This is a genomic window from Geodermatophilus sp. SYSU D00705, assembly GCF_054050135.1.
The window spans coordinates 1-6,620 of the sequence record NZ_JBJGYT010000067.1 but is presented as its reverse complement, the minus strand read 5'-3'; the positions used below and the strand labels follow the sequence as shown (position 1 = coordinate 6,620).

Below are 6,620 nucleotides of genomic sequence, written 5' to 3'. Positions count from 1 at the left end.
CCCCCCCCCCCCCCCCCCCCCCCCCCCCCCCCCCCCCCCCCCCCCCCCCCCCCCCCCCCCCCCCCCCCCCCCCCCCCCCCCCCCCCCCCCCCCCACCCCATGATCAACTGCGAGAGGGCGTCAGGCCTTGCCCGTCTGCCTGACTCCGCGCCGCGGTCCGCTCCTCGCTCGCAGAGCTCGCTGCGATGCTCCCGCGGCTGTCGTCACGCCTTGACGATCGCGGCCACCGGGCCACCGCCCGACGGGCCCTGGTGCACGGCGGCGACCGACACGAACACGGCCGGGTCACCGGTGACCGACGCCGTCACGCCGCCCACGCAGGCCTTGATCTGGCGGTGCCACGAGACGTCGGAGTCGTCCAGCATGGCGTTGCGGCGGCCGCGGACCTTGCCGTCGGGGGAGGCCTCGCACTTGAGGAACACGTTGACCAGCCGGTCGCCGAGGTCGGTGTGGTGCGGACGCTCGGGCAGGTCGAGGCCGGCGTCGCGGATCGCGGCCCAGATGCCGTCCTGGTCGAGGGCGTCCTTCATCACCGAGTGGCCGACGCGGTAGTTGCCGCCGTGCCCGCGGGCGTTGCCGACGACGACGATCTGCGCCTGGTCCAGCTCCACGCCCGACGAGCAGGACGCCACGGAGGAGTACAGGGAGAGGTCGCGCATGATCTGCTCCTGCGTCGGCATCTCGATCTCGCCGAGCGCCACCGCGATGCCCAGCGCCGTCGTGCCGTTGGAGATGTCCATCGAGCCGTGCGGCTCTTCCAGGATGGTCGTCTGGCCACGCTCGTGGGCGTCGCGGATGGTGTCGATGGTCAGCAGCGGCGTCTTGGTCTGCACGTAGTGCACGTCGGCCGGGTCGGTGATGCCCGCCTCGGCCATCGCCTGCTTCACGCCGGCGGCCACCTTCTCCACCATCGCGACGCGGCCGATGTCCTCGGGCAGCAGGACCTCGCTCATCGCGAAGCCGACGGTCAGCCGGGGCTCGTCGGTCTTCTCGACGGCGTCCTCGGGGAGGGTGGCGAAGACCGTCGCGTGCGGGCTGATGACACCGTCGGTGCCACCGGACCACACGATCGGGACCTGCTTGACCTCCTCCAGCGGCCGGGTGCCCTTCTCCACGAGCACCTCGCGGAAGGCGCGGTCGGCGATGATCCGGGTGTAGTCGTTGATGCCGCCGTTGCCCTCGGTCTTGCCGATGACGGCGATGACCCGGTCGGCGTCGATGACGCCGTCGTCGATGAGCTTGGCCAGCTCGGAGGCGTCACTGACGTTGTGCAGCGGGACCTTGCGGACCTCGATCGGTGCGGGCACGGCGTTCCTCTCGGTCGGTGCGGACGGGTCAGGCGGTCAGAACGGTGCCGACGGCGTCCCCGCGGACGGCGTCGGAGATGTGCTCCAGGCTGGTGATGACGGCGCGCCGGTCCGCGCCGCCCTCGACGAAGCGCAGCGCGGCGTCGACCTTGGGGCCCATGCTGCCGCGGGCGAACTGCCCGGCATGGGCGTGCGCACGCAGTTCCGCGGCGGTCACGGCGCCCAGCGGCCGGGCCGACGGCGTGCCGAAGTCGACCATCACGTTCGGGACGTCGGTGGCGATCACCAGGGTGTCGGCGCCGAGCTCCGCGGCCAGCAGCGCGGCGGTGAGGTCCTTGTCGATGACCGCCTCGACGCCGCGCAGGGCGCCGCCGTCGCCGTCGTCCACCACCGGGATGCCACCGCCGCCCGCGCAGGCGACGACGAAGCCGGCGCCGGCCAGCGCCGAGATCGCCGGGACGTCGACCACCGAGCGCGGCTCCGGAGAGGCGACGACGCGGCGCCAGCCGCGCGGCCCGCGGTCCTCCCAGATCTGGCCGTGCGCGATGAACGTCTCCGCCTTCTCCCGGGAGAGGAAGCGCCCCACCGGCTTCGACGGCTCGCGGAAGTTCGGGTCGTCGGGGTCGACCAGGGTGCGGGTGACCAGGCTGGCGGTGCGCTGCGCGAGCCCCCGCGCGGCGAGGGCGGCGTCCAGCTCGTCGGCGAGCGTGAAGCCGATCGTCGCCTGCGTCTGGGCCACGCACCAGTCCAGCGGGACCGGTGGCACCTCGTGCGCGGCGAGCTCGTTCTTGACCAGCAGGTTGCCCACCTGCGGGCCGTTGCCGTGGGTGAGGACCACCTCGACCCCGGTGGCCACGACCGCCGCCACGTGCGCGCAGGCGCTCGCGATCGCGGCCTGCTGGGCGCTGGGGGTGGCCGACCCGTCGGGGCCGGTCATCGCGTTGCCGCCCAGGGCGATCACGACGCGGCGGGTGGAGGTCACCGGCTGACCCTAACCGCAAACTCCCTTAGCGGTGAAGTACTTGTTCCGGGCGGAATCGGTCACCGGCGCCAGAAGTCGAACGCGTCCCGGCCGGGGCGGAACCCCGCCGCCTCGACGACGTCCACGGCCAGGTCGAAGTACTGGCCGACGGCGGCCGGCTGGTGGGCGTCGCTGCCGAAGCTGATCGCCTCGCCGCCCTCCTCGAAGAACCAGCGCACCTGGTCGACCGAGGCCAGCGGGCTGGAGGTGTTGACCTCCAGCGCCCGCCCGGTGCCGGCCAGGGCCCGGAACACCGCCCGGTACTCCTCCTCGTAGTCCTTCTCGGCGTACCGGTCGCTGCCGCCGGGCCAGTAGCGGCGCGGGAAGTCGACGTGGGCGAGCACCTGGAAGACGTCGCTGCTCTCCACCATGTCGACGACCTCGGAGAGGTAGCGCCGCATCGTGGAGTCGGGGTCCGGGTAGAGCAGCCGGCCCACGCCGTAGAGGCGGCCGTCCTGGCTGAGCGAGTGCAGCGACCCCAGCACCCGGTCCACCGGGGCGTCGCTCAGGTGGCGGGCGACGCTGGCGGCGAACAGGTGCGGCTCCCCGGTCTCCACGCCCGACCAGATCCGCAGCTCGGGGAAGCGCTCGCGGCACTCCTCCAGCTCGGCGAAGTAGCCCTCGACGTCGATCGGCAGGTGCCGGGAGGCGTGCCGGTCGACCAGGCCGTCGGCGGTCGCGCGGTCGTCCGGCGACCACGTCGTGAAGTCGAGGTGCTCGGTGAAGGCGATGGCCGGCAGACCGCGGGCGACCGCCCGCTCGCAGGCGCGCGCCATCGTCGAGGTCTCGGAGGTGTCCCAGGACCACCTGGTGTGCACGTGGTTGTCCGGCGGTCGCATCGTCTGTGGATTGTCCTCCTCCCTCCCCAGCTCGCGCACGGCGGCCGGGACCGTCGTCCGGCGGCCCTACTGTCGGGACCCATGAGCACCGCCGCGCCGCCGTCCCTGACCTCCGAGGCCCTGGAGGTCCTCCGGGAGCTGACCGGCCGCCCCGACGCCGAGTTCCGCGAGGGGCAGGACGCCGCCGTCGCCGCGCTGGTCGAGCGCTCCGAGCGGGCCCTCGTCGTGCAGCGCACCGGCTGGGGCAAGTCGGCGGTCTACTTCGTCTCCACCGCGCTCCTGCGCCGCCGCGGCGCCGGTCCCACGCTGCTGGTCAGCCCGCTGCTGGCGCTGATGCGCGACCAGGTCGCCGCCGCGTCCCGCGCCGGCATCCGGGCGGTGGAGATCTCCAGCGCCAACGCCACCGAGTGGGACGACGTCGCCGCCCGGCTCGCCGCCGACGACGTCGACGTCCTGCTGGTCTCGCCCGAGCGGCTGACCAACCCGCGGTTCCGCGAGGAGCAGCTGCCGGGGCTGGTCGCCCGCTGTGGCCTGCTCGTGGTCGACGAGGCGCACTGCGTCTCCGACTGGGGGCACGACTTCCGCCCCGACTACCGGCGCATCCGCGACCTGCTCGGCACGCTGCCGGCCGGCACCCCGGTGCTGGCCACCACGGCGACGGCGAACGAGCGGGTGGTCGCCGACGTCGCCGAGCAGCTGGGCGCGGGCGGTGTCTCGGTGACCACGGTCCGCGGTCCGCTGGCCCGCGACTCGCTGCGCCTGGGCGTGCTGCGCCTGCCCACCGACCGCGCGCGGCTGGCCTGGCTCGCCTCGCACCTCGGCGACCTCCCGGGCAGCGGCATCGTCTACACCCTCACCGTGGCCGCGGCCGAGGAGACCGCCGCGCTGCTGCGCGACGCCGGCCACGAGGTGCGCGCCTACACCGGCCGGCTGGACGACGCCGACCGCAAGGACGCCGAGGAGGCGCTGCGCGAGAACCGGGTGAAGGCGCTGGTCGCCACCTCCGCCCTGGGCATGGGTTTCGACAAGCCCGACCTCGGCTTCGTCGTCCACCTGGGCGCCCCGTCCTCGCCGGTCAGCTACTACCAGCAGGTCGGCCGGGCCGGCCGTGCCGTCGAGCACGCCGACGTCCTGCTCCTCCCCGGCCCGGAGGACCTCGCCATCTGGCAGTGGTTCGCCACCTCCTCCATGCCCCGGGAGGACCACGCCGCGGCGGTCCTCTCCGCCATGGCCGACGGGAAAGCCTGGTCGGTGGCGCGCCTGGAGACGGTGGCGGACGTCCGCCGCTCCCGGCTGGAGCTGCTGCTCAAGGTGCTGGCCGTCGACGGCGCGGTGGAGCGGGTGCAGGGCGGCTGGCGGTCCACCGGGCGGCCGTGGGTCTACGACGCCGACCGCTACGCCCGCGTGACACGGACGCGGGAGGCCGAGCAGCGGGCGATGATCGCCTACGCGCGCCCGGTCGACGAGGCCGAGTGCCGCATGGCGTTCCTGCAGGAGGCGCTGGACGACCCGACCGCCACGCCCTGCGGCCGCTGCGACGTCTGCGCCGGGCCCTGGTACTCGACGGAGGTCCCCGCGGCGGCGGCCGAGGCCGCGTCGGCGGTGCTGGACCGTCCCGGTGTGGAACTCGCGCCGCGCGCGCAGTGGCCCACCGGTGCAGACCGGCTCGGGGTGTCGGTGAAGGGCAAGATCGCCGCGGGCGAGCAACTGGACCCGGGCCGCGCCGTCGCCCGCCTGACCGACCTCGGCTGGGGGCAGCGGCTGCGCACGCTCCTGGGGGACGACGGCGTCGGCGGCACGGTCACCCTCGACCTCGAGGCGCCCGGCCTCGAGGAGGACCCGGACGCCGCGTTCGACGTCCCCGTGCGGCGGTCGGTCTCCGACGTCCCCCCGGACGACGACCTCCTCCGCGCGTGCGCGCGCGTACTGGGCGCCTGGGACTGGGCCGAGCGGCCGGCGGCCGTGGTCTCGGTGCCCTCCCGGCGCCGCCCGCGGCTGGTCGCCGGCCTGGCGCAGGGACTGGCGAGTCTCGGCCGGCTGCCCTACCTCGGCGAGCTCTCCCTGGCGCACGGCGGACCGACCGGCCAGCCCGGCGGCAACAGCGCCTTCCGCCTGGCCGGGGTGTGGCAGCGCATCGTGGTGGGGCCGGAGCTGTCCGGGCGGCTGGCGGAACTGGGGCCGGTGCCGGTCCTGCTCGTCGACGACCTCGCCGACTCGCGCTGGACGATGACCGTCGCCGGGCGGGAGCTGCGGCTGGCCGGCGCCTCCCGCGTCCTGCCCTTCGCCCTGGCCCTCACGGCGTAGGGAGTCGTACACACGTTCGATCCGGCGTAGCCTGCGCCCATGTCGCTCGCGCACCAGCCGTCGATGTGGGACCTCGCCGAGGAGCCGACGCTCGGGCCGCTCGGGGCCACGCGGCACCACCTCAGCCGTGGGGCCTGGGTGGACCACCTCCCGGGCTGGGTCGCCGGCTCGGACCCCGTGCTCGAGGTGCTCCTCGGCGACATCGGTTGGCGGGCCGACCGGCGCCAGATGTACGAGCGGGAGGTCGCCGTCCCGCGACTGCTCAGGTGGTACGCGGGCGACGAGACGCTGCCGCACCCGCTGCTCGCCGAGGCCCGCAGCGCGCTCAACGCCCACTACGGCCCCGAGCTGGGGGAACCGTTCGTGAGCGCCGGCATGTGCCTGTACCGGGACGGTCGCGACAGCGTGGCCTGGCACGGCGATCGCATCGGCCGAGGGCGCAGCGCCGACACGATGGTCGCGATCGTCTCCTTCGGGTCACCGCGTCCCCTCATGCTGCGGCCGGTGGGCGGCGGGGAGAGCCTGCGCTTCCCGCTGGGCCACGGTGACCTCGTGGTGATGGGTGGCTCCTGCCAGCGCACGTGGGAGCACTGCATCCCCAAGACGGCCAAGGCGGTCGGGCCGCGGGTGAGCGTGCAGTACCGGCCGCGCGGCGTCGCCTGAGGGGACCCCGGGCGCGGGACGTTCCCCTGCTCCTCCAGACCCCGTTCCACGGGCGCAGGACCGGCCCGGACGCCTCCGCCGGGGCCCTGTGAGCACCCCCACGGGACCCCCGCGTGCAGACCGCCCAGAGGCCGTGTAATGTTCTCTGTGCACCGAGCGAGAACGGACCGGGCCGCCAGCCTGGTCAACCGCCAGACAAACCCCCGCGGTTTGACTGCTGCGGAGCGCGGTGTACAGTGGAGACACCGCCGAGAACGAAGGCCCAAAAGGCTGGAGTTCCTGCGCGTCCGCTCCTTGAGAACTCAACAGCGTGCCGAAAGTCAGTGCCAAGTAACAAATCCCCCGCACTGCACGTTTTCGTGTGGTGAGGGATTCCTTTGGTTGATGGATCATCGAGAGTGCTAGCTCTCGGTTCTCGGCCTGGGATGCAAATTCATCTACGGAGAGTTTGATCCTGGCTCAGGACGAACGCTGGCGGCGTGCTTA

The 6,620-nt window shown here is 74.0% G+C and carries 5 protein-coding genes; 2 read left to right on the top strand and 3 right to left on the bottom strand.

Annotated features, from left to right (window positions below):
- Nucleotides 1–203: 203 nt before the first annotated feature.
- From bar to ACI78Q_RS23500, 3 genes are read right to left on the bottom strand one after another with little or no spacing between them, the layout of a single operon-like run.
- Entirely contained in the window at nt 204–1,307 is a 1,104-nt protein-coding gene (bar, locus tag ACI78Q_RS23510) for a barbiturase (protein WP_456925900.1), read from the bottom strand.
- A gap of 28 nt (nt 1,308–1,335) precedes the next feature.
- Entirely contained in the window at nt 1,336–2,289 is a 954-nt protein-coding gene (locus ACI78Q_RS23505) for a carbamate kinase (protein ID WP_456925899.1), read from the bottom strand.
- Between the two features lie 59 nt (nt 2,290–2,348).
- Nucleotides 2,349–3,167: a PHP domain-containing protein gene (locus ACI78Q_RS23500; protein ID WP_456925898.1), complete on the bottom strand. Its 819-nt coding sequence runs from the start codon at nt 3,165–3,167 to the stop codon at nt 2,349–2,351.
- A gap of 81 nt (nt 3,168–3,248) precedes the next feature.
- Here ACI78Q_RS23500 and ACI78Q_RS23495 point away from each other — a divergent pair, with 81 nt between their 5' ends.
- Together ACI78Q_RS23495 and ACI78Q_RS23490 are read left to right on the top strand one after the other, a co-directional pair.
- Complete coding sequence (locus tag ACI78Q_RS23495; RefSeq protein ID WP_456925897.1) at nt 3,249–5,471, top strand: DEAD/DEAH box helicase; 2,223 nt, start codon at nt 3,249–3,251, stop codon at nt 5,469–5,471.
- 39 nt (nt 5,472–5,510) lie between these two features.
- A complete protein-coding gene (locus tag ACI78Q_RS23490; RefSeq protein ID WP_456925896.1) occupies nt 5,511–6,134 on the top strand; it encodes an alpha-ketoglutarate-dependent dioxygenase AlkB in 624 nt (207 codons plus the stop codon).
- Nucleotides 6,135–6,620: the final 486 nt, after the last annotated feature.

What these genes read in the sequence shown, in the direction of transcription:
- ACI78Q_RS23500 (WP_456925898.1), bottom strand. Translation starts at nt 3,167, where the DNA reads ATGCGACCGCCGGACAACCACGTGCACACCAGGTGGTCCTGGGACACC.
- ACI78Q_RS23495 (WP_456925897.1), top strand. Translation starts at nt 3,249, where the DNA reads ATGAGCACCGCCGCGCCGCCGTCCCTGACCTCCGAGGCCCTGGAGGTC.
- ACI78Q_RS23490 (WP_456925896.1), top strand. Translation starts at nt 5,511, where the DNA reads ATGTCGCTCGCGCACCAGCCGTCGATGTGGGACCTCGCCGAGGAGCCG.